This window comes from Microlunatus sp. YIM B11417 (genome assembly GCF_059617205.1).
Genome location: NZ_JCAMPJ010000003.1, coordinates 871,800 through 895,104 on the forward strand (window position 1 = coordinate 871,800; position 23,305 = coordinate 895,104).

Sequence of the window (23,305 nt, forward strand, 5' to 3'; positions counted from 1 at the left end):
TCCATGGATTTTGAGGATCTCAATGCACCGCTGGAGACCGAGCGACTGACCCTGCGCCCGGTTCGTGGAGATGACCTGCCAGCGCTCATCGAACTGAAGTCAGATCCTGCGGTCAATCGCTATCTTCCGTATTCGGAACCGCCAACGCCCGAACAAGTGGCGCTGGCACTGGATGCAGAACTGGAGTTCGTCGCGACCTCCAACGGAACTCTGATGTTGGGAATTCAGCGCCATGACGCATCAGTCCTGGTAGGGCACGTTGCGATCTGGCCGAGGGAGACAGTCGATGTGCCGCGCGGAGAGCTCATCATCATGGTTGCCGCTCCACACTGGCGGCGCGGTATCGCTGCGGAGGCCTGCACGGCTGCGATTGAGCGTTGGAGGTCCGACCTTGACGGATCGATGGTCTACGCAGCCGTGCATCCCGAGAACCTCGCCTGCCAGGCGCTGATGCGGAAGATCGGACTTGACCGGGAGGTTCCGGGTCATGCATTTCCGGGGATTCATTCAGAGACCGATCGCGTCTTTTTCACGCCGACGAGACGTGGGGGAGAGGGGAGACGTGGCAACTGATTTTGCGATGCCGGAGGCGGTGCGTGAAAGCATTCGCGCGATCGCCGAAAAGTTCGGGGTGCCGGATCGGCAGGTATCGGTCGCTCCGCGTCAGGGTCAGGTGAATCTGACGATCTTTCTTGGGGACGATCTAGTTCTGCGGCTGCCCAGAAAGCCGAGGTTCGAGCAGCGGCTCGCCAAGGAGGCCGAGGTCATTCCGTTCGTCCTGGAGCACGGTGTTCCGACGTCCAAGCTGGTGGCCTTCGATGCGGGACACGAGATCTCCGACGTCACCTACCTGGTGCTGGAACGATTGCGCGGACGGGAGATCGACGACATGCCTTCACCCGCCGGTGAGGGCCGGCGCACCATGGATTCGTTGTTCGAGATCTTGTCTGTGCTTCATTCACTTCAGAGAGACGCCGAGCCGCCGATCGGTGGGGTAGCGACCGCCGAGTTCTCGTACGAGCCTCTGCTCGATCAGTTGACGAATGACGGCGAGCTCGGCGGCAACCAGACGGCATGGTTGCGGCGGTGGTTTCGCCACCTGGAAGATCTTGGTGCCCGCAGCTCGGCCCCGGTCCTCCTGCATGGTGACGTCATGCCCTCCAACCTGATCATGAACGACTCCGGCGAGGTCACCGCGATCATCGACTGGGGCTCGACGTGCTGGGCCGAGCCGACACGTGACCTGGCAGGCTTTCGGACGTCCACCCTTCCCTGGATCGTGGATTCGTATCGGAAGGTTGCCGGCGTGCCTTCCGACGGATCGCTCGAGGCGAGCGTGCTGTGGTACCAACTGTTTTTCGCCCTGGCCAAGCTGCGCGGCCGGACATCAACCTCCGAGAAGCGCAACTGGTCCGCACCACGAGGCGCACGGCTGCTGGAGATCATGCGATTCCTCTCGACCGACATCCCGGATCGCTGGAAGACGGTACTGCAGGAAGACCGACCAGAACCGCGGTAGGCGTTATGCCGTTGGCAGAAGCCCTGTCGGATCATCGATGTGAGAAGGCATTCTGAGGCGATGGAGCTGGGGTTTGGCGGCGAGGTTGCTGATCTCTATCACCGGTACCGTCGTGGCTATCCGGCAGACGTGATCACCGCCTGCGTCGATGCGTTCTCATTGAACAGCGACGATCTCGTGATCGATCTCGGTTGTGGCACGGGTCAACTGGCGACACCGATCGCCCGGCAGGTTCGGGCTGTGGTCGGGGTCGATCCGGAACCAGACATGCTGGCCCGCGCCCGCGCAGCAGCACAGGACCAGGGCGTCACGCAAGTGGCCTGGATGGTCGGCAGCGACTCCGACCTTCCGCTGTTGCGATCGCTGTTGGGTGATCGGTCAGTAGGCGCGGTGACGATCGGACAAGCACTGCACTGGATGGACCATGAGGCGGTGTTTGCCACGGTCGGTCCGCTCCTGCGTCCTGGCGGTGGGGTCATGATCGTGGCCAACGGAATCCCTTTGTGGCTGCAGGATTCGGACTGGTCACGGGCCCTACGCAGATGGCTGTCCGAATGGTTCGGTGCGCGTCCAGCCGACAGTTGCGGCACAGACAACGCAACACAAGATCGCTACTGCCAGAGCCTGACGGCCAACGGCTTCGAGGTCAGCAAGGTCGATCTCGACTACGCCGACGAACTCACCTTCGACCAACTACTCGGCGGGGTCTACAGCGCGCTACCGGTCGACCGCCTTCCATCGCACAAGGAGCGCCCACGGATCGCTGCGGAGCTCCGGGACGTGCTTCATCCCTTCCGGCCGTACATCGAGCAGGTCCCGGTGCGAGCCATCCTCGGCAAGAAGGCGGCGTGAGAGCTCGTCGGCACCGCCGGGTCAGGGGATCCTGGCGCAAAGCATGACTCCTGTGGCGTAGTCCAAGCCGGTGTACCTCCACCCGGTCAGCGAAGTCAGATGTGCGACGAGCGCATCGACGCTGGCTTGATGCCCGGACGGCCAGTTCGACTGGGGGAGCAAGTCGTCGATGACGTAGAGGCCGCCCGGAGCGACCATCGAGAGCGCTAGGTCGAGATGGCTGAACTTGCCGGGCCAAGCGTCGGCGAAGATGAGGTCATATCGGCCTTTGCTCGCTTCCTGGGACTCAAGCCAGGCGCCGCCGTCTGCGACTACGAACTCCACCCGATGATCCTCAATTTCCTCCTGCGCAATGCTCGAGAGCGCAGGATCCAGTTCGACCGTGACGAGCTGCGCGTCCTCTGACATTCCGTCGAGCAGGTGGAGCGTGCCCAGGCCGGTCCCTGTGCCGAGTTCAAGAAACTTGCCGCCGGGCTTGGTCACGGCCAGCGTCGTCAGCAGTTCGCCCACACGTTGGGCGGAGGACGCGTCAAAGCCCAACGAACTTTACCTGACATAATGTCGCTTATCGGACTAGCGTAGAAAGTGGGTCAGAGCGGTTTGCTCATGGTGTATTGGGCGACGACGCCTTGTGCCACGTCCTCGATGCGCCGCTTCAGGTCCCAGTCGACGGATCGGTCCTGGAGCCAGAGTTGTGGATGGCCTCGCCAGTCCCGCTGGGTCAGGTCGCGACCGGCCAGGACGCCGGTGATCAACTCCGTGATGATCAACTCGGGATGATCGACTTCCGGAGCGAACTGGATCAGGAGCTGCGCCTGGTAGCCGCAGGCCAGGTAGAAGTCGACCGCGCCGTCGAGGCTCCCGAGTCCGACTGTGTCGGCGCCTCGTTCACGCAAAATGCCTTCCGCATGCTCGAGCAGCCGCCGGCCGACGCCTTGGCCGCGATAGCCGTCCAGGACGGCCACGGTGCCGATCCCGTTGACGCCGTCGCAACCGACGCAACCGACGATCCGTCCTTCGTCAAGCGCGATCGACAGCAGGTCCGGGCTGGCCTGGAACAGGTCGAGATCACGGGTGCCGCGGCCGGGTCCGAGGACCGCGTCCAGCACCCGTACGGCAGCCTGGACCTCGGCTGTCGTCGCGGCACCGCGAACCTCGACGGGTGTGATCATCTCCGGAGAGCCGCCTTCACCTCTTCGGCCAGGCGTACGGCGGCTTCGATCTCCACTCGGCGCGTCGACACGCTCTCGACGTTCAGTCCGACGGGCATCTCGAGGCGCCGGCAGTACGTCAGCATGTCGAATGCCGCCGCCCGGACGTGCTCGTACGACGCTGCGAGCGTGTCCTCGCTGCGGGTGAGGTCGCGCTGGATCCAGTTCGGGACCTTGACGCCCAGCCAGGTCAGGAATTCCAGGGTCTTCAGCGAACCGCAGACCGACAGGGTGAAGGCGATCGGCCGGGGTTTCAGGCCGCGGGCCTGGCACACATCGTGATAGTCGGACACCAGATTCTTCGCGGCATTCACGTCGTACAGAACCTGGCTCACGAAGAACGAACAGCCCGCGGCCTGCTTGTCCAGCATCCGCAGATGCTCGTCTCCCCTGGCCTCGTGCCGCTCCGGAATCACGACTCCGCCGATGATCAACTCGGGCCGGATCGCTTCGCGCAGAGCGTACGCGGATCTCAGCGAGGTCTGCCCGACGTTGTGGCTGGACGACGATCCCACCAGCACCGAAAGGACTCGGTCGGTCGGTTGTGAGGCCAGCCAGGTCTGAAGATCGGGTTCGGCATACTTGCCGACCGACCGGTAGACGACCGCCGGCTTCTGCCAGGCGCTCAGCTGATCAGCGAGATAGTCGGCCGGATCGATGGTCGGCAGGAACGGGAACGGACGCTCGTCCGGGTTCCGGTCGTTCTCGTCGGCGATGTCGTACAGCACCACGGCGTCCGGGTCCACGGTCCGCAGCCGACTCAGCGTCGCCTCGGCAATGGCCTGCCGGCGCTCGGGGCTGGTGGACGCACGCGGCGGCGTGATGGCGAACAGCAGAAACTCGCGCTCGCCCGAACTGATCAGCTGCCGCAACTCCACAGAGTGACCGTACCCGAGGTGATCATCTATTGCCACGCGATGATCACGCGAATCGCCGCCCCTCTCCCCCCGGCCATGATCAACTTCCATGATCAGGTTGGACGGGCGGACGCTCAGACGTGCCCGGCTTCGATCGCGAGCCGCAACACGTCCGTCAGCGGGCCCTTGTCGAAACTCGCCAGGTCGGTCGGGAAACGTTCCTGCCAACGGCCCATGGTGGATGATCGTGTCAGACTCGGTCGGGTGAAGATCAGTCAGGCCGGCGCAGGCGACGTCACGGGATTGGCCCGGTTGCTGGCCGCGAACGCCCGTCGCGACGAGCCGGCGCAGGACCCGGACGACGCCTTCGTCGAGGAGTTCGCGAGCTGGTGGACGGCGCAGCAGGAGTCCCATATCGCCTATGTCGCGCGATCGGACGGACCGGAACTCGTCGGCATGGCCTGGGTCGCCCTGGTGCCCCGGGTTCCTCGACCCGGCAATCTGAGCCGGTTGTCCGCGGACATCCAGAGCGTCTTCGTCCGGCCGGAGCACCGCGGACAGGGCATCGGGTCCGCGCTGGTCGACGCCGCCACCGCGCACGCCCTGAGGCTCGGCGCGCTGCATGTCACGGTGCACTCCGGGCGCCAGGCCGTTCCGGTCTACGAACGGCTGGGGTTCGCTTCGTCGCCGCAACTGCTCCAACGGGCACCGGACTAGTCGATGGCGCGAAGATCATTTCACGGTGCGCCGGGCCGGTTCGAGGCGGTGGCGGAGTTCGTCGGTGATCACTTTCCGGAGGTACGGTTCGCGGCCGACGTGGCCGGCGGCCAGGGGATGCTGGCGCGGATCCTGACCAAGCGGCACAACATCGACTGCGAGGTGATCGATCCGCGCGGCTGGGTGCTGAAGGGCGTCGCGAACCGGGCACTCCCCTACACGGCCGATCTTGCCGACTACTACGACCTGATCATCGGCCTGCACCCCGATCAGGCGCTGCGGCCCGTGGTCGAGTCGGCGGCGGTCGTCCCGGTGCTGGTACTGCCCTGCTGCAACTTCTGGAGTCCCGGCACCAGGCTCGGCCGGGACGCCCTGCTCGCCGCCATCAGCAGCCATCAGCAAGCCCTCGGCGGGACCGCCGAGCCCGTCACCCTCGGCTTCGACGGCCCGATGAACCGCGGCCTGGTGCTGCGCCCGCCGACCGGCTGACCGAAATCCAGCGCACTCGGAGGAATTCGGCTCGGAAACGCCCGATCCGGGCCAAGTGCGCTGGATCTCGGTCAGCACTAGATTGACCGGATGGCGTCTCGACTCTCGGCGATCAGCTTCGACGCGAACGATCCGGACCGGCTCGGCCGGTTCTGGGCCGGCCTGCTCGGCCGGAAGGCCGACCCGGATCCGGAAGGCGGCGTGGTCCTGGAGCCGGACGACGACGGTCAGCCGCGGATCCGGTTCCGGCCGGCCCCGAACGAGAAGATCGGGCAGAACCGGATGCACTTCGATCTGACCAGCGGCTCGCTCGAAGATCAAGAACAGCAGGTCTCCCTCGCCCTGGAGCTGGGCGGACGGCACATCGACATCGGTCAGCGTCCCGACGAGCGCCACGTCGTGCTCGCCGATCCCGAGGGCAACGAGTTCTGTGTCATCGAGCCCGGCAACAACTTCCTGGCCGACACCGGCCGGATCGGCGCGCTGGCCTGCGACGGCTCGCAGCAGGTCGGGTACTTCTGGAACCGGGCCCTGGACTGGCCGCTGGTCTGGGACCAGGACGAGGAGACCGCGATCCAGTCCCCGCTCGGCGGCACCAAGATCACCTGGGGCGGGCCGCCGGTCGAGCCGCTGGTCGGCAAGGGGCGGGTGCACTTCGACCTGGTCGCCGACGACCACGGGGCCGAACTGGTGCGGCTGATCGCCCTCGGCGCACGCCGGTCCGTACTGTCGCCGGATGATCATGACTGGGTTGTCCTGACCGATCCGGACGACAACGAGTTCTGCCTCAGGTCTGCTGGATCCTGATCATGTTGCCGGCGGGATCCCGGACGGCGAAGTCGCGCACCCCGTACGGCTGATCGATCGGCTCCTGGACGATCTCGGCGCCGCTCGCCTCCAGCCGTTCGAAGGTGGCGGCCAGGTCAGCGCTGGCCAGGTTGACCCCGAAGTAGCTGCCCTTGGCCATCAGGTCGAGCAGGGTACGGCGCTCGTCCTCGGTCACCCCGGGCAGCGCGGGCGGCTGCAGCACGATCGCGGTGTCCGGCTGATCGGCCGGCCCGACCGTGATCCAGCGCATCCCGTCGTAGCCGACGTCGTTGCGCACCTCGAAGCCGAGCGCGTCGCGGTAGAAGGCGAGCGAGGCGTCCGCGTCGAGGTGCGGCAGGAAACTCGAATGAATGGTGATCGTCATGCGGCCACGCTAGGTCGCCGCGTCCGCCGATGCTTCTCGATTCCTGATCGGCCGGGTCACCTGCTTCGCGACACATGCCGGCATGCCCTCGGTGGACTCGGCCGCCTCCCGCCGGTACGTGCTCGGCGGCACCCCGACCAGCTCGGTGAACCGGGTGCTGAACGTACCCAGCGAGGAGCAGCCGACCTCGAAGCACACGTCGGTGACACTCAGATCGCCGCGCCGCAGCAGGGCCATCGCCCGCTCGATCCGCCGGGTCATCAGATACGAGTACGGGGACTCGCCGTAGGCCTGCCGGAACTGCCGGCTGAGATGCCCGGACGACATGTTCACCCCACGGGCGAGCGCCTCGACGTCGAGCGGCTGGGCGTACTCCCGGTCGATCCGATCCCGCACCCGCCGCAGCAGCGCCAGATCGCGCAGCCGGTCCGCCTCCGCATCCTTCTTGCCCACGCGTGTGATGGTGCCACGTCGAGCTCCGCCAGCCAACCGAGCGTCGCGCCTAGCCGGTGCGGTCGATCCCGAGGGTCGCGATCAGATCTTCGTGGAACTCGAACCAGACCCGATGACAGGAGTCGCGATCGGTCCCGGCCAGCCAGGCCGGATCATCGGCGATCCGGTGCAGCGCGGTGGCGAACCGCCGGTGGTAGCCGACGAACCGCTCCAGCCGTGTGAGCAGGTCCCGCTCGAACCCCGCCAGTGCATCCGCCGCCGAGCCCAACCCGGTCACCGTCGTGTCGAGATCGACCTCCTGGTCGGCCATGCCGAGCGTCGCCAACTGCCAGGCCGTGCACAGCTCCCCCACGCTTCGGTTGTACGGAAGGAAGTCGCCGTGCACCCGGTCGACCAGGCTCCGCGCGCCTGCCTCGTCCAGCTCGACGGCAAGCCGACGCTCCCCTTCGACCTTGCCCGCCTCGGTCAGCGACCAGCCGCCCTCGCCGCCGAAGGAGCTGTACCCGACCCAACCGCGATCGGCCAGCCCGGCCAGCTCCGCTTCGGTGTCGGCCACCGGTCGGCCGAAACGTGCCGCCACCCGCTCCGTCGGTGCGTAGCCGAGCAGCCGCACCGCGTGCAGAGTCAACAGGTCGGGTGTCATCAGGACTCCTTGATCATGATCGTTCCGGCGCTGCCGTCGACCAGGACGCGCTGCCCGTCGCGGAGGGACGCCAGAGCTCCGGTCGCTCCGACCACGGCTGGAATCCCGAGTTCGCGGGCCACGATCGCCGCGTGCGCCAGCTTGCTGCCGACCTCGGTGATCACCGCCGAGGCACGCCCGAGCAGGGGTGTCCAGGCCGGCGACGTGGTCCGGCAGACCAGGATCTCGCCGGCGCCGAACCGGTCGAACTCGTCCAGCGAGGTGATCAGCCGCACCGTCCCGACGACCTCGCCCGGGCTCGCCGCCGTACCGGAGATCATCATGCTGCGAGCACCTGGTCGAGCCTGTCCCGGGCGGACTGGGTGAACGCCGGTTTGCTGCCGTCCGCCAATCCGTTCGCGACGTAATTGACGAGCTCCAGCACCTCGGCGATCCAGATCCGCTCCTGGAACCGGGGCGGCAGCTCGCTCGCGTACGTGCGCAGGAACTCCTCTTCAGCGACGGCCGGGAACTCGGGCCAGACCTGCCAGCGCAGCTTGACCAGATCGGCCAGCGGATCCCAGGCCTCGGCGATGTCGAAGTCGATCACGGCGACGACGCTGCCGTCCGGGGCCGCCAGCAGGTTGTCCAGGTAGAGATCACGATGGGTGAGTCGCGGCTCGGCCACCGGGGACACGTCCTTGGCGAGGGCGAGGACCCGGTCGAACAGCTCGCGATGATCAAGTCCGGGCAACCCGCCGGCGGCTTCCAGCCGACCGACGATCTGCGGCACCCGATACGCCACGTAGTCGAACCAGCGGGCGAAGCTCGGCCGGCCGCCGAACCGCGACGCGAACCCGTCGGCCACGACCGTGTGCAGCTTCGCCACCGTCTCGCCCAGCGTCGCGAAGAACCGCCGCACCGTCTCGTCGTTGATCATGACCTCCGCCGGATGACGTCCGTCCAGGTAGCGCTGGACCCGGAGCGACCTGCCGTCGAGGGCCACGCACTCCGGCTCGACGTGCAGCAACTCCGGGACCGGTACGCCGGCCTCGGCGGCCGCCCGGTGCGCGTCAGCCGACCTGAGCAGCTTCTCCGGACCCAAGTGCGGCCGGGCGACCTTGATCAACATCGGCCCGTCGTCGGTGGCGAACCGCCAGTTCTCGTTGCCGAACCCGCGTTCGATCCGCGTGGGCACCGCCGTCACCCGTACCGCGAGCGTCTGCTCGAGATGCTCCCGGAGTCGGTCACTGATCAACACCGGGCCAGCTTAGGCCGTGACAGGATGGGCGCGATGACTGATCAGCTGCGCGACCCAGCCGTCTACGTCGTGACGGACATCGAGGTCGACGGGCCATGGCCCGGCCCCAATTCGCTGCGCTCCTTCGCCTCGGTCGCGGTGACCGCCGAGGGCCGCGAACTGGGCCGGTTCGAGGCGGTCCTGGAACCCTTGCCGGGTGCCGCTCCGAACCCGGACACGCTGGCCTGGTTCCAGACCCAGCCCGAAGCCTGGGCGGCCGCCACCACGGACCCACGTCCGGTGCCGGAGGTGCTGCGCGACTACGGCACCTGGGTCGGTTCCCTGCCCCGGCCGCGGATCTTCGCCGCCCACCCGATCGCGTTCGACGGCGGCTGGATCGACGACTACCTGCGCCGGTTCACCCGGTTCGGCCTGGTCCAGGGACCGTACGAGACCGATCCGCTGTTCGACGGCGGTGGACTCTGCCTGCGCAGCTACGCGGCAGCCGTCACCGGCCGGCCGGTGTCGGAGGTCTCGCCCGCGACGCTGCCGGCGGAATGGTTCGGGAACGTACCGCACACCCATCGCGCGATCGACGACGCCCTCGGCTACGCCCACCTCCTGGTCGAATTGTTCCGGCAGGTCCGCGCGAGAGCCGAGGACTGATAGAATCCATGTCTGCGAAGCCTCTCGGACCGGACGGGTCGGGAGGCTTTTTTCATGCCCTCACAACCCGTCCAGGGAACGCTGTTCCACTCCCATCTGACCCGTCCTCGCGGCGAACTGCTGCTGCCGCTGAACCGGCTCCGCGATGATCATCCCGACCTCTACCGGCAGCATGCCGCGAAGTACGACGGCCGGCCGCACGGCATGATCGAACCGGTGCCGCCGCTCGGCTGCACGTGGGCCGACGTCGTGTTCCTCTCCCCCGTCGATCCGGCTCCGCTGTTCGCCGCCCTGGCCCGCTCCGGCCGGCCCACCGGTGGCCAGCGGCCCGCCACCTTGGACGCCTCGCGGCTGGACCCCGACCGGTGTGTGATCAGGCTGATGCGGCACGGCAAGGACGGGCACTACCCGGATCCGCCCGACGAGCACGACTATCTTCCGTTCACCACCGCCGGCCTGCGCGCCGTCGGACGGGTCACCCAGATCGCCCTGGACCGGTTGGAACGGCTCGGGCCGGACGATCCGTGGCTGCCCTGGGTGGACGTACCGCACATCCTGCACCGGGGCCCGATCCCGCTCGCCTGGTTCACCCCGCCCGCACCATGATCAAAACCGCCATGATCAGCGGGCGTTCGTGATCACAGGACGGCCGGGTCGTCCTCGCCGGCGCCGGGACTGCGTCGCTCGATCAGCACCGTGTCCCGCCAGCGGCCGTGCTGCTGAGCGATCTTGATCCGGGTCCCGACCACCCGGAAGCCGACCGCGGCGTGCAGTGCGAGGCTGGCCTGGTTCTCCGGGAAGATCGACGACTGGATCGTCCAGACGCCCGCCTCCTCGGCCAGCTCGATCAGCCGGTCCAGCAGCCGCCGGCCGACCCCCCGACCGCGGCCGTCCGGGTGTACGTACACCGAATGCTCGATCACGCCGGCGTAGCAGGCCCGGCTGGACACCCGGGTGGCGGCGATCCAGCCGAGCACGCTGCCGTCCGGATCGACCGCGACCTGGCTGAACCCGGGCAGCCGGCTCGCGGTGAACTCGGCCCAGGTCGGCACGGTCGTCTCGAAGGTGGCGTTGCCCTCATCGATGCCGAGCTGGTAGATCGCCAGCACCGGCTCGGCGTCCTCCGGCAGCATCGCCCGAACGCTGAAACCCATGATCAGGAGTGTAGGAGGGCGGCGTCCCCGAGCACCGGGGCGACACCGCCGAACTCCGCGGTGAGGCCGAACCGGTCGCCGCGCACGACCGTGTGCCGCCACTCCACCGCGCGCCCGCGCACCCGGCCGAGCCGGTGGATCGAGAACACGGCGGTGCCGGCGGGGCAACGCAGCAGGGTCCGCTCGGCCGTCGTCGGTACGACAGCGTGCAGCTCCTCCCGGCCGCGGTCCGGCCGGACCCCGACGCGAGCGGCGAGCTCGCCGTACAGGCTGGTCTCGGAGAAGTCCGCGACCAGCAGCGGGCCCGCGAAGTCGGCCGGCAGCCAGGCTCGGTCCAGCGCCAGCGGCTCGCCGTCCGCCATCCGGATCCGCTCCAGGTAGACCAGCGGCGTCGACGCCTCGAGGCCGAGCCGTTCGGCCACCACACCGTCCGCCCGGCGGTCCAGACAGCGCACGACGCTGCGCTGCGTCAGACCGGCCGCCCGGACCGCGGCGAACAGGCTGTAGAGCGTGCCCAGCGGCTGGTTGATCTCGGTCGGCGGGGTCACCCGCGGCTGCCGGCCGCGTTCGGCGACCACCCGGCCGTCGCCGCGCAGCTGGCGCAGGGCCTGTCGGACCGTGTGCCGACTGACGCCGTACTCGTCGGCCAGCGCGTGCTCGCCGGGGAATCCGGCACCGAACTCGTCCGCCTCGATGCGCGCGGTGAGGTCGTCCTGCAGCTGCCGCCACAGCGGTGTCCCGGACGCCCGATCCAGCCGATTCGACGCCACTCCGCCCTCCCCTCGCTCGGCGGTTACCCTACTGGTGTGAAATGTACGCACATTTCGATGAACGGGTGGCTGAGATGACCGGCGGATACCTGGCCCGAGGCCGATCCGTGGCGCCGGGGCTCGCCGTGGTCGGGGCCGGGTCGGTCCTGGCCTCGCTGCTGGGACGGCTGGCCCCGCTGGTCGGCGCGCCCGTCTTCGGTCTGGTGCTCGGCGCGCTGGCCGCCGCTGTCGTACCGCGGCTCAGGTCGGCCACCCTGACCCCCGGGTACGGCCTCGCCGGGCGGTTCCTGCTCCAGGCGGCGATCGTCGTCCTCGGCACCGGCCTGTCGCTGCGCCAGGTGATCACGGTCGGCCAGGAGTCGCTGCCGGTGATGATCGGGACCTTGATCATCGCGCTGCTCGGCGGCGCCGCCCTGGGCCGGCTGTTCCGGCTGGACCGGGAGACCACGCTGTTGATCACCGTCGGCACCGCGATCTGCGGCGCGTCCGCGATCGCCGCCACGTCGGCCGTGATCAAGCCCCGGGAGCGCGCGATCGGGTACGCCATCGGCACGATCTTCACGTTCAACGTCGCGGCGGTGATGATCTTTCCGCCGCTGGGGCACCTGCTCGGGCTGGACCCGGCGGCGTTCGGGCTGTGGAGCGGAACGGCGGTCAACGACACCTCCTCCGTCGTCGCCACCGCCTATGCGTTCGACCCGGCGGCCGGACCGCAGGCGCTGGTGGTCAAGCTGGCGCGCAGCCTGATGATCATCCCGGTCGTGCTCGTGATCGCGGTGATCAACTCACGCGGGCGGTCCGCCGCCGAACGGGCCACCACCCGGCCGAAGCCCTGGCGCCTGGTGCCGCCCTTCCTGATCGGCTTCCTGCTGGCGGCCGGCCTGCAGACCGTCGGGCTGATCCCGGCGTCCTGGCAGCCGGCACTGGCTGCGCTCGGGCTGTTCCTGATCACGGCCGCGCTGACCGGGATCGGCCTGTCCCTCCGGCTGGCCGACCTGCGGCGCTCGGGGCCGAAGCCGCTGCTGCTCGGTGCCCTGCTCTGGATCGCCGTGGCCGTCGCCAGCCTCGCACTGCAGGCGAGCACCGGACTGCTCTGACAAAAGTCAGTTGTGCCGACCCGACGGTCGGTGTTGTACTGCCCGGGAACGATCACCCGAGGAGGGCCGAGCCATGCCGGCAGCTGTCATGACCAACAGCTCTGTCAGCACGCACTCGAAGGACTTGAGGCTTGGTTCGCACACTCAACCTGGGGATCGTGGCGCATGTCGACGCCGGTAAGACCAGTCTGACCGAACGGCTGCTCTATGCGGCCGGGGTGATCGACGAACTGGGCCGGGTCGACGACGGCAGCACCCAGACCGACACCCTCGCGCTGGAACGGCGGCGCGGCATCACGATCAAGACCGCGGTCGCGTCCTTTCCGGTACGGGACGTGACGGTGAACCTGATCGACACACCCGGACACCCGGACTTCATCGCCGAGGTCGAGCGCGCCCTGGCTGTGCTCGACGGCGCGGTGCTCGTCGTGTCCGCCGTCGAGGGCGTCCAGGCGCAGACCCGCGTCCTGTTCCGCGCGCTGCGTCGGCTGGGTATCCCGACCGTGATCTTCGTGAACAAGATCGACCGGCGCGGCGCCCGCTCGGACGACCTGCTGGTCGACCTGGCGGAACGGCTGGAGACCGTCGTCGTACCGATGACCGAGGCCCGGTCCCTCGGCAGCCGGCAGGCGTCCGTACGGCGACTCCGCGACAACGCCCCGGAGGTGTTGAACCGGCGGGTCGAACTTCTCGCCGAGCACGACGACGCGCTGCTCGCGGCCTATGTCGGCCAGGCGCCCGCTCCGTCCGCGGCTGCCGTACACCGTGCTCTGCGGCGACAGCTCCGGGCCGGCCGGGTCAGCCCGGTCTACGTCGGGTCGGCCGTCACCGGTGTCGGCGTCGCCGAGCTCACCGACGGCCTGCTCCGGTTCCTGCCGTCCGGCCGGTTGCGGATGCCGACCACGTCCGCGCGCGTGTTCAAGATCGACCGCGGCGCCCACGGGGAGAAGGCTGCCTACGTCCGGGTCTTCGGCGGCGCGCTGCGGGTCCGCGACCAGGTCCCGCTCGCGTCCGGCGGTCGGGGCCGGATCACCGGGCTGGAACTGGTCGAGCGCGGCGCTCCGGCCGAGACGGACGTGCTCGGGGCCGGGCAGATCGGCCGGGTCCGCGGGCTGCCCAAGATCAGGATCGGCGACGTGATCGGCGCCGCCGACCCGCTGGCCGAGGCGCACCAGTTCGCGCCGCCCACCCTGGAGACGATCATCGCCCCGGTCGACCCGACCCAGCGGGGCGCCTTGTTCAGCGCGCTGTCCCAGCTCGCCGAGCAGGATCCGTTGATCAATCTCCGCTCCGACGACAGCCGTCAGGAGCTGTCCCTGTCGCTGTACGGCGAGGTGCAGAAGGAGGTGATCGGCGCGACGCTGGCCGACGAGTACGGCATCGACGTGGAGTTCGCCGAGACCTCGATCATCTGCATCGAGCGTCCGATCGGGACCGGCGCGGCCGTCGAGTTCAACGGAGTCGCGCCGAATCCGTTCCTCGCCACGGTCGGATTGCGGGTCGAGCCGCTGATCGGCGACGAGAACACGTTCCGGCTGGAGGCCGAGCTCGGCTCGATGCCGCCCGCGTTCTTCAAGGCGGTCGAGGACACCGTCCGGACGGCGCTGCGTCAGGGACTGTACGGCTGGCAGGTGCACGGTTGCGCGGTGATCTTGACCCACACCGGCTATTCGCCGCGGCAGAGTCACGCGCACCAGAAGTTCAACAAGGCGATGTCCAGCACCGCCGGGGACTTCCGCTACCTCACGCCGCTGGTCCTGATGGCCGCTCTCCGGCGGGCCGGCAGCCGGGTGCTCGAGCCGCTGCACCGGATGCGGCTGGAGGTTCCGGCCGATCTGGTCGAGGTCGTCCTGCCCGCGGTCGTCCGCCTGGAGGCCGTACCGCTGGGTTCACGGCCGCACCGGCGGTCGGTGATCATCGACGGCGAGCTGCCGGCAGCCCGGGTGCACGAACTGCAGCAGCGACTGCCCGGGTGGACCCGCGGCGAGGGCGTGCTGGAGACCGAGTTCCAGGGCTATCGGCCGATCCGTGGCGCGGCGCCGAGACGACACCGGACCGACGGCAACCCGGTCGACCGCAGGGAGTACCTGAGCGGGCTCGAGAACACCGGGCGAACCCTCTCGGCACCGATCGGATGATCATGACACTAGGGTGAGGCGCATGGCGGAGGGACCGGTCGGCTGGCGGGTGGATTGTTGGTTCGATCCCTCGTGTCCGCTGACCTGGCACACGGCTCGGTGGCTGCTCCGGCTCGTCGACCGGGGCATGATCACCGTCGACTGGCACCTGATGAGCCTCTCGGTGCTCAACGAGGGGCGGACTGACGATCCCGAGGGCGACCCGGAGGGCTACCTCTGGGTGCCGGTACGGATCTGTGCCGCCGTGCTTCACCGTCACGGCGCGGCGGCGCTGCTCCGGTTCTACCGGGCGCTCTGGGAACGCGAGCCGGGCGCCGAACCCGAGCACGACTGGCTGAACGACCTCACCGCCTCGCTCCGGCTGGCCGGTCTGCCCGAGGATCTGGCCACGGCCGGCGAATCGGGCGAGTTCGACGCGGCGATCCGTGCTTCGCATGCGCGCGGCGTGGAACTGGTCGGCCCGGGGCTGGGCACACCGGTGGTCTGGATCCGCGACCACCACACCGTGGATCGCGCCTTCTTCGGGCCGGTGATCACCGCGGCGGTCGGGGACGACGAGGGGCTGCGGCTGTGGCGCGGAGTCACCGAGCTGGCCCGGGTCGCCCCGTTCACCGAGTTGCAGACCAGGCGATAGCCTGACCGATCATGATCAACGAGCCACTGCAGCAGGGTCCTTGGATCCATCCGTCGCCGGACTTCCCGGCGGAGCCCAGGTGGGGTTTCGCCGACGGCATCCAGCTCGGCATCGCGCCACTCGGCGGCCCTCGCGGTCTGCTCCGGATCTACGCCCCGTATCTTGATCATCCCCGTGATCGCTTGATCAACTTCATCGCGATCGAGCCGATCCCCGACGGCGCGGACCGGCGCGGCTACTCCGAGCTGGAGCCGAGCCGTCTGGATCCCGAACGCGGCAAACGATTCTGGAGCGCGCCCTCCGTCGACGCCCCGGAGATCGGACTCGGTGATCACCCGGTGCCGGGCGAGCTGAGCACGATCGACGGCGTCGAGCAGCTGAGTGTGGTGATCGTCTCGGAGCGGTTCGACAACGGTGCCGACGTGGCGGTCCGGATCACCTTCCGGGCCGACCGGCCGCACGAGTTCGGCATCGCGGCGTATCGGCGGCCCGGCTCGGTGCCGCTGCAGGCCTGCGTCCTGACGGCCACGATGGGCAACTTCCCGCGGCTCCGGCTGCTCGACCTCGCCGACCGTACGGTCACGCCGGCCGAGCTGTGGCCGGACTTCGGCGGGACCGCGTTCGCGCCGCACGCGAAGTTCGGCCTGCCGGACCTGACCCGGACTGCCGACGGCACCGCCGTCGCTTCGGCGCGCCCGGACGAAGTCGATCATGGTGCGGCGAGCTACGCGGAGGGCACCGCCGAACACTGGAAGTACTACGGGCGGCGTGCTGTCCAGACCTGGCGGGCCGCGGATCCGGACCCGGAGGTGGTCGCCTGCGTGAACGGCCGATTCACCTACTGGGCCAGCGAATCCCCGATCCCCGGTGGCGTCTCGTACGAGAACGTCGAACTGATCGAGCCGTTCCGCGACGGCCGCGAGTTCACCTTCTCCGTCGAGCCGCTCGACTGACGCGGCTCAGTCCCGCGGCGGGAAGACCGGCAGCTGGTCGGTGCGGACGTCGGTGTCCGGCCAACGCCGGCGCAGCAGCCGGCCGAGGTCGCGACACCAGGCGACCAGGGCCGGCCAGGCGCCGCGCGACTCGGCCAGCTCGGCCGCCGACTCGATCGTGTTCCGGCGCTCCAGCCGACTGCGGTCACCGGCCGGGCGGGCGTCGACCTTGGGCAGGTTGCCGAGCCGGCCGAAGGCATGCAGCAGGCCGGCCGCGGCAAGATCATCGCCGAACCGACGGTCGTCCATGGTCTCCGGGATCACGTTGCCCAGCGCCGACCGATAGGCGGGCTCGAAGCCGGAGGCGACGGCGTCGGGCACGGTGGCCCAGCGTGGGCCGGGCAGGTAGAAGTCGGTCAGATCGGTCAGGCAGTGCCGATTGCCGGCGAACTCGTAGTCGATGATCACCGCCGTGCCAGGAGCCGCGACCAGCACGTTGTTGGTCGCGGAATCCCCGTTGGACAGGGCCGAGAACGGGCCGGGACGATCAAGCCGGTCGTAGCACGCCTCGGCCTCGGCGACGGCCTCGGCTGGCGGCGGCCGGCCCAGGTCCGTGGCGTGGCGGCGCAGGTTCCGCCAGTCCTGCGCCATGAAGCGGCGGCGCACGCGTACCGGATCGACGGCCAGCCGTCCGGTGAACCGACTCAGGTAGTCGGTGTCCCGGCCCGCCGTCCTCGCGTGCCGGTCGGCCAGCAGCCCGGCGGCCTCGATCATGCCCGCACGCGCGATCTCCGGGTCGTCCCGATCCCGGATCAGCCGGTCCAGCGGTACGTGAGTCGGGAAGTCCTCCATGATCACGAGCCCGTCGCCGGCCGCGATCAGCCGCGGCGCCCGTACACCGTGATCGGCGAGGAACTCCAGGGCGATCCCCTCGGTGATCGCCTGGGTCGGATCGGCCCGCGCGGAGGGGTCGTCGGCCTCGCCGTCGCGGACCCACTTCATGATCACCGATGCCACCGGCCCGCCCCGCACCGTCAGCCGGGCGACACTCCACGGCACGAGCCGCTCGGCCGCGACGACCTCGACCGAGGGACCCCAGAGCGTCGAGAGCAGGTCTCGAGCGGCGGTGACGATGGACATTCGGGCCAGTCTAGGATCGATCGCCGTGGAGTCCGCTTTCGAGGAAGAACCGTTGGCCGGTGGCAACGTCGCCGACGCTGTGGTCAGGGTCGGCGAGACCGTACGCAAGCCCGCCACACCGTCCACCCCGGCGGTGCAGGCTCTGCTCCGTCATCTGCGCAGCAGCGGCCTGGACACCGTGCCGGAGCCGTACGGGCTGGACGAGCAGGGCCGGCAGGTCCTGGAGTACGTCCCCGGACGGCTCGCCCATGATCATCCGCCGCTGGACCTGGACGGGCTGCACCGGATCGGCCGGATGATCAAGGATCTGCACGACGCCGCCGAGTCCTTCGCGGCGCCGCCGGAGCCGGCCTGGGACGTGGTGATCCCGCCGGACCGGGAGGATCTGATCTGTCATCACGATCTTGCTCCGTGGAACCTGGTCCAGGACGGCGACCGCTGGGTCTTCATCGACTGGGACGGGGCCGGGCCGGGATCGCGGCTCTGGGACCTGGGCTACGCCGCCCACGGGTTCGTCGTGATCGCCGCGGGCAACGCCCCGGTCGTCGACGGCGAACGGCTCGCGGCCCTGGTCGACGGCTACGGCCTCGACGCCGAGGGGCGGCACCGGCTGCCGCGGGCCATGATCGACCACACCCGCGGGATGGAGCGGCTGCTGATCGACGGACACCGGACCGGCACCCAGCCGTGGGCCCGGCTCTACGCCGAAGGGCATGCCGACCACTGGGGGCCGGCCGCCGACTACCTGGAGGAAAACCATGATCATTGGCTGTCGGTCCTGCTCTAGGATCCGATGCCATGGAACCACGGCCGTTCGTCCCGGATGACTTCGATCCGCCGACCTCGCTGAGCACGGACCGGTTCCGGCTGGAACAGCTCGGCGAGCGGCACAACGTCTCCGATCACGCAGCCTGGACGTCGAGCATCGACCACATCCGTTCGACCCCTGGCTATCCGGACGGCTCCTGGCCGCCGGCCGCCGGGATGTCGCTGGAGGACAACGCGCGTGACCTGCGCCGCCACGCGGACGACTTCGTGGCCCGCAAGGGCTTCACGTTCACGGTCCTCGACCCCGGGAAGGGGGACGTGATCGGCTGCGTCTACCTCTACCCCGCGGACCGCGAGGAACACGACGTCTCCGTGCAGTCCTGGGTCCGCGCCGACGTGGCCCACCTCGACGGGCCACTCGCCGACGCGGTGGCGGCCTGGCTCGAGGCCGACTGGCCCTGGCAGAGCCCGGACCGCTACGGCCGCTGACCGTTGTATTCTTGAGCTTCCGCCGCGGGTCCCGCGGCCCGTCGATGGCCCCGATGCGCCGCGAAGCATCGATGATCATGAACGATTCCCCGGTCCGGAAGGGTCTTCCGGCTCGCCCATGACGGCGCGGCGGATCCGCGTCCGCACCCGTACCGATCTTCGAACGCAGCGACGGCGCCGATCCCACCGCTGCTGGGACCACCTGATCGCCGCGCCGCTGTGGCCCAAGCACGGTGTCAATCTCGGCACCCTACTGCGCACCTGCGACGCGGTCGGCGCCTGCCTCGCCGTCCCCCGACTGCCCTGGGTCCCGGAGGCCCTGGACAAGGGCAACACGCTGCGCAAGCCCAGCTGCGTGCACTGGACTCCGCGTGACCCGTCCGACTGGCTGGATCGGCAGCGTGACGAGGGCAGCCGGATCGTCGGTGTCGAGCTGATCGAGGAGTCCATCCGCCTCGGCGACCTGCCCGCCGCCCGCCAGCGCACGGTGATGCTGCTCGGCCACGAGACCGACGGCCTGCCACCCGCCGCCCTGGAACGCCTGGACGAGGCCGTCGAGATCCCCATGATCGGCACCGGCCTCAGCCTCAACGTCGCCGTAGCCGGCTCCCTCGTCCTCTACCGCCTGGCCGGCCTCCTCTAACCCAGTGCCGACCGGTCACAGAATCTGGCGTTCTGGCGGCGTGTCGCTGCGGAAGTGACCGGTCGACCATCCGTGCCGGAGGACGCCGAGCCCGGATCTGACGAACGCGTCTCTCCGCTCGGGTTGACGATCCCTGGCGCTGAGGGCGGCCCGACGTTCCCGGTCGACGACGTCCTCCCGATCGCGCACGCCGAACTGCCCCGGCGGCGATCCCGCGTCGAGCAAGCGGTGGACGCCGCCCAGCCGAGACGTCGCGCCGGCTGCCTCGAGTTCCCCCTCCCCTCCCCCTGACGCCGACCGGTCACCTCCGCAGCGACACGCCTGCTTTTGTGACCGGTCGGCGGATCTGTTGGGGGTGGGAGGTCAGGAGAGGTACGGGAGTTCGGTGAGGCGGAGGCGGGCGGAGCCGTAGGGCACCAGGTGCAGGGGTACCGACTCCTGCCCCTCGGTGTCGCAGACCAGGGGCGGGGCGGCGGCACTGTTGTGCTTCAGGCCCCAGTTGCGGACCAGGCGACCGCGGGTGCGCAGCCGGACCGGGGCCTGGACCGCCTGGAACGGCTGGCGAGGCACAGCGGCGAGTTCCACCTCGAAGCCGGCGTCGGCATCGATTCCGTACTGCCACTGCGAAGCCGGCAGGATCTCCCAGTCGCTGAAGCGTTCCCGGGTGCGCAGCGGGCGCCAGTCCTCGGCGATCGGCAGCGCGTAGACGAGCGGGCCGCGGCGGACGGAGACGGACGGCTCCTGGTGACGCACCAGCCGGACCTCCATCGGCAGCGTCAGCTCGAGCCGGTCGCCGTCGCGCCAGTCCCGTTCCAGCACGGCGAAGCCGCGGTCGCGGCGGTCCAGTGCGATCGACGTGCCGTTGATCGACGCCGTCGGCGCCGCGCACCAGCCGGGGATCCGGAGCCGGAGGGCGAACCGGGCCGGCCGGTCCAGTTCCAGAACGATGCCGATGCTCTCCCGGAACGGGTAGTCACCGGTCACCTCCAGGCCGAGCCGAGCACCGTCCGCGACCTCGGTCTCGACCCGGCACGGCGCGTACCCGACGGCCACCAGACCGCCCTCATGATCACCGAACCACAGGTGCGAGACCAGCTTCGGCCAACCCTGGTGCAGGTTCGCCGTGCAGCAGCCGAAGTGCGGCTCCAGTCCGAACAGGTTCGCGTCCGGGCCGTTGCTCCACGGCCGGTCCGCCACGGTGCAGGAGACCTGGTTGGCCTGCTGGTCGTACTGGTGCGAGGTCCAGTCGGCCGAGATCGTCGCCGGGAGCGCGTTGTAGGCTGCGAGTTCCAGCAGATCGCCGAACTCCCCCTCGCCGAAGATCGACACCAACTGCTCCATGCTGAACAGGTACTCGACGACGGCGCACAGCTCCAGGCCCTGACTCGGATGGGTGCCGCTCAACCATTCGTCCCCGGAGAACAGGCCGTGCGCCTGTCCGTGGTACGTGTTCAGGGCGACCAGCCCGGCTCGGACCGCCGCCAGCTCGGACCGGTCACCGGTGACCAGGCTCCGGATCGCCGGTGCCCGCAGGCCCATCGCGACGTTGACCCCGTGCGACCGCGGATCCCACACGGTCACCTTGCGCCGGAACGGGAAGTCGGTGAAGGTCGCCGTCCAGTCCAGGGTCTGTTCCATGATCAACTCGGCCAGCTTCGGCCATCGGTCGTCCGGCGCCTGCCGGTGCAGCCAGAGGATGCTCAGCACCAGGTCGGCACCGCGGGCCCGGGCCCACTCCTCCAGCGGCCGGCCGGGCAGTTCGCGTTCGAGGTGGGCGGCGTAGCGCTCCAGGAACGGCACGATCCGCGGATCGCCGGTCGCCTCGGCGTGCTGGGTGAGCACCTTGAGCATGATCATGAACTGCCACCAGTCGTGGCTCTTGTCCCGGCCGCTGCTGGTCTCCAGCCCGTGCGGCCCGAAGCCGCCGTCCGGACGCTGGCTGGTCAGGGCCGCCTCGACCCACCGGTTCGCCTTGGCGATCAGGCGCTCGTCCTCCAGCAGGTACGCCAGCGGCAGCAGCCCGTCCAGGTAGTACGGGCCGCGCTCCCAGCCGTCGCCGGCACCGCCGAGCCAGGCGTTGTCCGGGCCGACGTCGGCCCAGTGCTCGTCCAGGTGTCCGGTCAGGCCGTCGGCCTGCAGCCGCAGTTGATCACGCAGCCAGCCGCGCGGCTTGATCGTCCCGAGCGGCAGCGGTTCGAACGCGGTCATGCGGCGCGCTCCGCGAAGATGATCACGAAGTTCGGCAGCTCGACGTACGCCTCGATGCCCTCGGTGCCCGACTCGGCGGCGACCTTCGCGTCGAGACCCGGCTCGATCACCTTGCGGAGCAGGCAACCGGCCTCCATGATCGCGTTCAGGTACGCGGACAGGGGCCGGTGGAAGTCGGAGGCGAGCGGCCCCGGCAACTCGTACTCGCTCAGATAGCGGTCCACCCGGTAGGCGCCGTCGTTCTCCCGCCAGGTGGTCCACAGGTTCTCGAACGCCGGATGGACCAGGTTGATCACCAGCCGCCCGCCCGGCCGCAGCGAGCGGACGCAGGACTCCAGGGCCGGGCGCCAGTCCGGGATCGCCATCAGCACCATGCTGCAGACCACGACGTCGAAGGCCTGCTCCGGTTCGTACTCCAGCAACCCGGCCTGGTGGATGGTCAGGCCGAGCTGCTCGGTCCGCTCCCGTTCCCGGATCCGGTCCACCAGCGCCTGGGCGGGCTCGACTGCGGTCACCGTCGCCCCGGCCCGGGCCAGGATCCGGCTCAGGTAGCCGTCACCGGCACCGGCGTCGAGCACCGAGACGCCGGTCAGGTCGCCGAGTTCGGCCAGCAGGTGCGGATTGATCAGGTTGCGCTTGGCGAAGTCGCCGTCGTTCTCGTGCTTACGGATCAGTTCTTCCGGCATGACCGCCCAGCGGGCGATCGCGGCAACGTTGTCGGGGGTCTCGATCACGAGACACCAGTCTGTCAGCCCAGTCGTTCGGTCTCCAGCCGCCCCGGCCGACCCGTCGGTGGGTCAGCTCGAGCCAGCCGACGATGATCACAGCCAAGATCACGAAGGCGATCGTGCTGATCATGACGGCTCCAGCCGGACCGCCAACCGGCGCAGGAAGAACTGCACCAACGGCCCGATCGCGAGCGCGTACGCGACCGTACCGACGCCGACCGTCCCACCGAGGACGAACCCGATGATCAACACCACGACCTCGATGCCGGTCCGGATCAGGCGCAGGCTGCGACCGGTCCGAGCAGCCAGCCCGGTCATCAGCCCGTCCCGCGGGCCCGGGCCGAACTGGCTGCCGATGTAGGTCGCCCCGGCCACCCCGTTCAGCACGATGCCGCCGGCCAGCAGGGCGATCCTGATCAGCCAGTCGGTCTGCGCCGGGATCAGCCATAGACCGAGGTCGACGGCGAGACCGACCACGATGACGTTGGACAAGGTGCCGAGGCCGGGCCGCTGCCGCAGCGGCAGCCAGAGCAGCAGCACCAGGGCGCCGACCAGGATGGTGATCGTGCCGAAGCTGACCGGGATCCAGCGGGACAGTCCCTGCGCCAGCACGTCCCACGGCGGCAGACCGAGGTCGCCGCGCAGCATCATCGCGAGCGAGATGCCGTAGAGCAGCAGGCCGGCGTAGAGCTGCGGCAACCGGCGGCCGAGCTTGCCGGCCCGGAGTTGCTGCAGCGGACCGAGGGTCGTGACGGGAGAGGGTGCGGGCACGCTTCGAAGTCTCTC

At 69.4% G+C, this 23,305-nt stretch carries 29 protein-coding genes; 15 read left to right on the forward strand and 14 right to left on the reverse strand.

Going from position 1 to position 23,305, the window contains the following annotated elements:
* Nucleotides 1-3: 3 nt before the first annotated feature.
* From AC6CCG_RS19200 to AC6CCG_RS19210, 3 genes are read left to right on the forward strand one after another with little or no spacing between them, the layout of a single operon-like run.
* Nucleotides 4-573 carry a GNAT family N-acetyltransferase gene (locus AC6CCG_RS19200; protein ID WP_496656194.1) on the forward strand — a complete coding sequence of 190 codons (570 nt, stop codon included), beginning with the start codon at nucleotides 4-6 and terminating at the stop codon, nucleotides 571-573.
* A complete protein-coding gene (locus AC6CCG_RS19205; RefSeq protein ID WP_496656195.1) occupies nucleotides 563-1,519 on the forward strand; it encodes a phosphotransferase family protein in 957 nt (318 codons plus the stop codon). Before AC6CCG_RS19200 ends, AC6CCG_RS19205 begins: the two co-directional genes overlap by 11 nt.
* A gap of 60 nt (nucleotides 1,520-1,579) precedes the next feature.
* Nucleotides 1,580-2,371 carry a class I SAM-dependent methyltransferase gene (locus AC6CCG_RS19210; protein ID WP_496656196.1) on the forward strand — a complete coding sequence of 264 codons (792 nt, stop codon included), beginning with the start codon at nucleotides 1,580-1,582 and terminating at the stop codon, nucleotides 2,369-2,371.
* 21 nt (nucleotides 2,372-2,392) lie between these two features.
* On the opposite strand, the gene AC6CCG_RS19215 is transcribed toward AC6CCG_RS19210, so the two are convergent.
* Genes AC6CCG_RS19215 through AC6CCG_RS19225 form a run of 3 tightly spaced genes read right to left on the reverse strand, consistent with a single transcriptional unit; the run spans nucleotide 2,393 to nucleotide 4,550 of the window.
* Nucleotides 2,393-2,911 carry an O-methyltransferase gene (locus tag AC6CCG_RS19215; protein WP_496656197.1) on the reverse strand — a complete coding sequence of 173 codons (519 nt, stop codon included), beginning with the start codon at nucleotides 2,909-2,911 and terminating at the stop codon, nucleotides 2,393-2,395.
* Between the two features lie 50 nt (nucleotides 2,912-2,961).
* Nucleotides 2,962-3,543, reverse strand: coding sequence for a GNAT family N-acetyltransferase (locus tag AC6CCG_RS19220; RefSeq protein ID WP_496656198.1), 582 nt, complete (start codon nucleotides 3,541-3,543; stop codon nucleotides 2,962-2,964).
* Nucleotides 3,540-4,550: a 5,10-methylenetetrahydrofolate reductase gene (locus tag AC6CCG_RS19225; RefSeq protein ID WP_496656199.1), complete on the reverse strand. Its 1,011-nt coding sequence runs from the start codon at nucleotides 4,548-4,550 to the stop codon at nucleotides 3,540-3,542. Before AC6CCG_RS19225 ends, AC6CCG_RS19220 begins: the two co-directional genes overlap by 4 nt.
* Nucleotides 4,551-4,703: 153 nt before the next feature.
* On the opposite strand from AC6CCG_RS19225, the gene AC6CCG_RS19230 reads away from it, so the two are divergent.
* The 3 genes from AC6CCG_RS19230 (at nucleotide 4,704) to AC6CCG_RS19240 (ending at nucleotide 6,452) form a co-directional block, all read left to right on the forward strand.
* Nucleotides 4,704-5,156, forward strand: coding sequence for a GNAT family N-acetyltransferase (locus AC6CCG_RS19230; RefSeq protein WP_496656200.1), 453 nt, complete (start codon nucleotides 4,704-4,706; stop codon nucleotides 5,154-5,156).
* Between the two features lie 3 nt (nucleotides 5,157-5,159).
* Nucleotides 5,160-5,645 carry a hypothetical protein gene (locus AC6CCG_RS19235; protein ID WP_496656201.1) on the forward strand — a complete coding sequence of 162 codons (486 nt, stop codon included), beginning with the start codon at nucleotides 5,160-5,162 and terminating at the stop codon, nucleotides 5,643-5,645.
* A gap of 90 nt (nucleotides 5,646-5,735) precedes the next feature.
* On the forward strand, nucleotides 5,736-6,452 hold the full coding sequence (locus AC6CCG_RS19240) for a VOC family protein (RefSeq protein ID WP_496656202.1): 717 nt from the start codon (nucleotides 5,736-5,738) through the stop codon (nucleotides 6,450-6,452).
* Here the strand turns inward: AC6CCG_RS19240 and AC6CCG_RS19245 are convergent.
* From AC6CCG_RS19245 to AC6CCG_RS19265, 5 genes are read right to left on the reverse strand one after another with little or no spacing between them, the layout of a single operon-like run.
* Entirely contained in the window at nucleotides 6,433-6,837 is a 405-nt protein-coding gene (locus tag AC6CCG_RS19245) for a VOC family protein (protein ID WP_496656203.1), read from the reverse strand. The genes AC6CCG_RS19240 and AC6CCG_RS19245 overlap by 20 nt on opposite strands.
* Before the next feature lie 9 nt (nucleotides 6,838-6,846).
* Nucleotides 6,847-7,290, reverse strand: a complete 444-nt coding sequence (locus AC6CCG_RS19250; RefSeq protein ID WP_496656204.1) for a helix-turn-helix transcriptional regulator — start codon at nucleotides 7,288-7,290, stop codon at nucleotides 6,847-6,849.
* A gap of 49 nt (nucleotides 7,291-7,339) precedes the next feature.
* Nucleotides 7,340-7,933 (reverse strand): transcriptional regulator, encoded by a 594-nt coding sequence (locus AC6CCG_RS19255; protein WP_496656205.1) that lies wholly within the window; start codon nucleotides 7,931-7,933, stop codon nucleotides 7,340-7,342.
* Complete coding sequence (locus tag AC6CCG_RS19260) at nucleotides 7,933-8,256, reverse strand: PEP-utilizing enzyme (protein ID WP_496656206.1); 324 nt, start codon at nucleotides 8,254-8,256, stop codon at nucleotides 7,933-7,935. Before AC6CCG_RS19260 ends, AC6CCG_RS19255 begins: the two co-directional genes overlap by 1 nt.
* Complete coding sequence (locus AC6CCG_RS19265; protein WP_496656207.1) at nucleotides 8,253-9,173, reverse strand: phosphotransferase family protein; 921 nt, start codon at nucleotides 9,171-9,173, stop codon at nucleotides 8,253-8,255. The genes AC6CCG_RS19260 and AC6CCG_RS19265 overlap by 4 nt, the downstream gene beginning before the upstream one ends.
* 33 nt (nucleotides 9,174-9,206) lie before the next feature.
* Here AC6CCG_RS19265 and AC6CCG_RS19270 point away from each other — a divergent pair, with 33 nt between their 5' ends.
* The gene (locus AC6CCG_RS19270; protein ID WP_496656208.1) at nucleotides 9,207-9,818 is read left to right on the forward strand and encodes a 3'-5' exonuclease family protein; all 612 of its coding nucleotides are present in this window, start codon (nucleotides 9,207-9,209) and stop codon (nucleotides 9,816-9,818) included.
* A gap of 54 nt (nucleotides 9,819-9,872) precedes the next feature.
* Complete coding sequence (locus AC6CCG_RS19275; protein WP_496656209.1) at nucleotides 9,873-10,424, forward strand: hypothetical protein; 552 nt, start codon at nucleotides 9,873-9,875, stop codon at nucleotides 10,422-10,424.
* A 32-nt stretch (nucleotides 10,425-10,456) separates the two neighbouring features.
* On the opposite strand, the gene AC6CCG_RS19280 is transcribed toward AC6CCG_RS19275, so the two are convergent.
* Nucleotides 10,457-10,972, reverse strand: a complete 516-nt coding sequence (locus AC6CCG_RS19280) for a GNAT family N-acetyltransferase (RefSeq protein ID WP_496656210.1) — start codon at nucleotides 10,970-10,972, stop codon at nucleotides 10,457-10,459.
* Between the two features lie 2 nt (nucleotides 10,973-10,974).
* Nucleotides 10,975-11,742: a GntR family transcriptional regulator gene (locus AC6CCG_RS19285; RefSeq protein ID WP_496656211.1), complete on the reverse strand. Its 768-nt coding sequence runs from the start codon at nucleotides 11,740-11,742 to the stop codon at nucleotides 10,975-10,977.
* Nucleotides 11,743-11,816: 74 nt separating this feature from the next.
* Between AC6CCG_RS19285 and AC6CCG_RS19290 the strand changes: the two genes are divergently transcribed.
* The 4 genes from AC6CCG_RS19290 (at nucleotide 11,817) to AC6CCG_RS19305 (ending at nucleotide 16,564) form a co-directional block, all read left to right on the forward strand.
* The gene (locus AC6CCG_RS19290) at nucleotides 11,817-12,839 is read left to right on the forward strand and encodes a YeiH family protein (protein ID WP_496656300.1); all 1,023 of its coding nucleotides are present in this window, start codon (nucleotides 11,817-11,819) and stop codon (nucleotides 12,837-12,839) included.
* Nucleotides 12,840-12,970: 131 nt separating this feature from the next.
* Nucleotides 12,971-14,977, forward strand: coding sequence for a GTP-binding protein (locus tag AC6CCG_RS19295; RefSeq protein WP_496656212.1), 2,007 nt, complete (start codon nucleotides 12,971-12,973; stop codon nucleotides 14,975-14,977).
* A 22-nt stretch (nucleotides 14,978-14,999) separates the two neighbouring features.
* Entirely contained in the window at nucleotides 15,000-15,611 is a 612-nt protein-coding gene (locus AC6CCG_RS19300) for a mycothiol-dependent nitroreductase Rv2466c family protein (protein WP_496656213.1), read from the forward strand.
* A gap of 11 nt (nucleotides 15,612-15,622) precedes the next feature.
* The gene (locus AC6CCG_RS19305; RefSeq protein WP_496656214.1) at nucleotides 15,623-16,564 is read left to right on the forward strand and encodes a hypothetical protein; all 942 of its coding nucleotides are present in this window, start codon (nucleotides 15,623-15,625) and stop codon (nucleotides 16,562-16,564) included.
* Between the two features lie 6 nt (nucleotides 16,565-16,570).
* Here AC6CCG_RS19305 and AC6CCG_RS19310 read toward each other — a convergent pair whose 3' ends face one another.
* Nucleotides 16,571-17,683, reverse strand: coding sequence for a hypothetical protein (locus AC6CCG_RS19310; RefSeq protein ID WP_496656215.1), 1,113 nt, complete (start codon nucleotides 17,681-17,683; stop codon nucleotides 16,571-16,573).
* 25 nt (nucleotides 17,684-17,708) lie between these two features.
* On the opposite strand from AC6CCG_RS19310, the gene AC6CCG_RS19315 reads away from it, so the two are divergent.
* The 3 genes from AC6CCG_RS19315 to AC6CCG_RS19325 all read left to right on the forward strand — a co-directional run bounded on the left by AC6CCG_RS19315 (nucleotide 17,709) and on the right by AC6CCG_RS19325 (nucleotide 19,583).
* Entirely contained in the window at nucleotides 17,709-18,470 is a 762-nt protein-coding gene (locus AC6CCG_RS19315) for a phosphotransferase (protein ID WP_496656216.1), read from the forward strand.
* Between the two features lie 11 nt (nucleotides 18,471-18,481).
* Nucleotides 18,482-18,940, forward strand: a complete 459-nt coding sequence (locus AC6CCG_RS19320) for a GNAT family N-acetyltransferase (protein ID WP_496656217.1) — start codon at nucleotides 18,482-18,484, stop codon at nucleotides 18,938-18,940.
* Between the two features lie 118 nt (nucleotides 18,941-19,058).
* Nucleotides 19,059-19,583, forward strand: coding sequence for a TrmH family RNA methyltransferase (locus AC6CCG_RS19325; protein ID WP_496656218.1), 525 nt, complete (start codon nucleotides 19,059-19,061; stop codon nucleotides 19,581-19,583).
* A 363-nt stretch (nucleotides 19,584-19,946) separates the two neighbouring features.
* On the opposite strand, the gene AC6CCG_RS19330 is transcribed toward AC6CCG_RS19325, so the two are convergent.
* From AC6CCG_RS19330 to yczE, 3 genes are all read right to left on the reverse strand, one after another.
* Nucleotides 19,947-21,791: a beta-L-arabinofuranosidase domain-containing protein gene (locus AC6CCG_RS19330; RefSeq protein WP_496656219.1), complete on the reverse strand. Its 1,845-nt coding sequence runs from the start codon at nucleotides 21,789-21,791 to the stop codon at nucleotides 19,947-19,949.
* Nucleotides 21,788-22,525, reverse strand: a complete 738-nt coding sequence (locus AC6CCG_RS19335) for a class I SAM-dependent methyltransferase (protein ID WP_496656220.1) — start codon at nucleotides 22,523-22,525, stop codon at nucleotides 21,788-21,790. The genes AC6CCG_RS19330 and AC6CCG_RS19335 overlap by 4 nt, the downstream gene beginning before the upstream one ends.
* Nucleotides 22,526-22,645: 120 nt before the next feature.
* Nucleotides 22,646-23,290: a membrane protein YczE gene (gene yczE / locus AC6CCG_RS19340; protein ID WP_496656221.1), complete on the reverse strand. Its 645-nt coding sequence runs from the start codon at nucleotides 23,288-23,290 to the stop codon at nucleotides 22,646-22,648.
* Nucleotides 23,291-23,305 lie beyond the last annotated feature (15 nt).

Excerpts from the sequence above, each read along its gene's own strand:
- AC6CCG_RS19275 (WP_496656209.1), top strand. The coding sequence starts at position 9,873 with ATGCCCTCACAACCCGTCCAGGGAACGCTGTTCCACTCCCATCTGACC.
- AC6CCG_RS19260 (WP_496656206.1), bottom strand. The coding sequence starts at position 8,256 with ATGATGATCTCCGGTACGGCGGCGAGCCCGGGCGAGGTCGTCGGGACG.
- AC6CCG_RS19325 (WP_496656218.1), top strand. The coding sequence starts at position 19,059 with ATGACGGCGCGGCGGATCCGCGTCCGCACCCGTACCGATCTTCGAACG.
- AC6CCG_RS19290 (WP_496656300.1), top strand. The coding sequence starts at position 11,817 with ATGACCGGCGGATACCTGGCCCGAGGCCGATCCGTGGCGCCGGGGCTC.
- AC6CCG_RS19220 (WP_496656198.1), bottom strand. The coding sequence starts at position 3,543 with ATGATCACACCCGTCGAGGTTCGCGGTGCCGCGACGACAGCCGAGGTC.
- AC6CCG_RS19255 (WP_496656205.1), bottom strand. The coding sequence starts at position 7,933 with ATGACACCCGACCTGTTGACTCTGCACGCGGTGCGGCTGCTCGGCTAC.
- AC6CCG_RS19330 (WP_496656219.1), bottom strand. The coding sequence starts at position 21,791 with ATGACCGCGTTCGAACCGCTGCCGCTCGGGACGATCAAGCCGCGCGGC.
- AC6CCG_RS19200 (WP_496656194.1), top strand. The coding sequence starts at position 4 with ATGGATTTTGAGGATCTCAATGCACCGCTGGAGACCGAGCGACTGACC.
- AC6CCG_RS19300 (WP_496656213.1), top strand. The coding sequence starts at position 15,000 with ATGGCGGAGGGACCGGTCGGCTGGCGGGTGGATTGTTGGTTCGATCCC.
- AC6CCG_RS19305 (WP_496656214.1), top strand. The coding sequence starts at position 15,623 with ATGATCAACGAGCCACTGCAGCAGGGTCCTTGGATCCATCCGTCGCCG.
- AC6CCG_RS19270 (WP_496656208.1), top strand. The coding sequence starts at position 9,207 with ATGACTGATCAGCTGCGCGACCCAGCCGTCTACGTCGTGACGGACATC.
- AC6CCG_RS19310 (WP_496656215.1), bottom strand. The coding sequence starts at position 17,683 with ATGTCCATCGTCACCGCCGCTCGAGACCTGCTCTCGACGCTCTGGGGT.
- AC6CCG_RS19225 (WP_496656199.1), bottom strand. The coding sequence starts at position 4,550 with ATGGAAGTTGATCATGGCCGGGGGGAGAGGGGCGGCGATTCGCGTGAT.
- AC6CCG_RS19245 (WP_496656203.1), bottom strand. The coding sequence starts at position 6,837 with ATGACGATCACCATTCATTCGAGTTTCCTGCCGCACCTCGACGCGGAC.
- AC6CCG_RS19210 (WP_496656196.1), top strand. The coding sequence starts at position 1,580 with ATGGAGCTGGGGTTTGGCGGCGAGGTTGCTGATCTCTATCACCGGTAC.
- AC6CCG_RS19235 (WP_496656201.1), top strand. The coding sequence starts at position 5,160 with ATGGCGCGAAGATCATTTCACGGTGCGCCGGGCCGGTTCGAGGCGGTG.
- AC6CCG_RS19320 (WP_496656217.1), top strand. The coding sequence starts at position 18,482 with ATGGAACCACGGCCGTTCGTCCCGGATGACTTCGATCCGCCGACCTCG.
- AC6CCG_RS19280 (WP_496656210.1), bottom strand. The coding sequence starts at position 10,972 with ATGGGTTTCAGCGTTCGGGCGATGCTGCCGGAGGACGCCGAGCCGGTG.
- AC6CCG_RS19240 (WP_496656202.1), top strand. The coding sequence starts at position 5,736 with ATGGCGTCTCGACTCTCGGCGATCAGCTTCGACGCGAACGATCCGGAC.